We start from the raw sequence: 708 nt of genomic DNA on the forward strand, positions 1-708 counted from the left end.
AGCTCCCCGTAGCTTTTCGCAGGCTACCGCGTCCTTCATCGCCTGTGATCGCCAAGGCATCCACCACATGCACTTGTTCGCTTGACCCTATAACGAGTCTGTCTCTCCGACAGCCGTTACAGGTTGAGTTTTCGCGTTGTGCCGTATTCCAATTGAGCCAAACATAGAGTTCGAATCATCTTGAGATACATCGATACAATCACAACCCGGATAGTTTCCACGTCCATCTCATAGACGCTTCCGCTATCCAAATTACTTACTTCTTCCAGATTGTTAAAGAACGACAGCCGATACGTACTACGTATCACTCTGACTGGCTCAATCGCCAATGCAAAATTCTCGGTTCAGTGTCTGAACCAAGCCCTTAGCGTTGGTGATTGGTGGAGGCAGACGGGATCGAACCGACGACCCCCTGCTTGCAAAGCAGGTGCTCTCCCAGCTGAGCTNGTACTACGTATCACTCTGACTGGCTCAATCGCCAATGAAAAAGACTCGAATCGAACTTGATTCGAATATTTATCATTGAAGATTATTGAAAGCGGCCGGCATTATAACCGGTTTAACCGCAGACAGATAGAGTTTCTGTTCTTAATCAACAGCCGATAAGCGTGAGCGCTCAACTTTGCGAGATAGCTCTAGAAAGGAGGTGATCCAGCCGCACCTTCCGATACGGCTACCTTGTTACGACTTCACCCCAGTCATGAATCC

At 48.5% G+C, this 708-nt stretch carries 2 rRNA genes; both read right to left on the reverse strand.

From position 1 onward, the window contains the following. Positions 1-87, reverse strand: a 23S ribosomal RNA gene (locus ACTRWB_RS38095); the annotation flags it as partial. Positions 88-639: 552 nt separating this feature from the next. Next, positions 640-708, reverse strand: a 16S ribosomal RNA gene (locus tag ACTRWB_RS38100); the annotation flags it as partial.

Source organism: Burkholderia sp. YIM B11467, assembly GCF_052952715.1.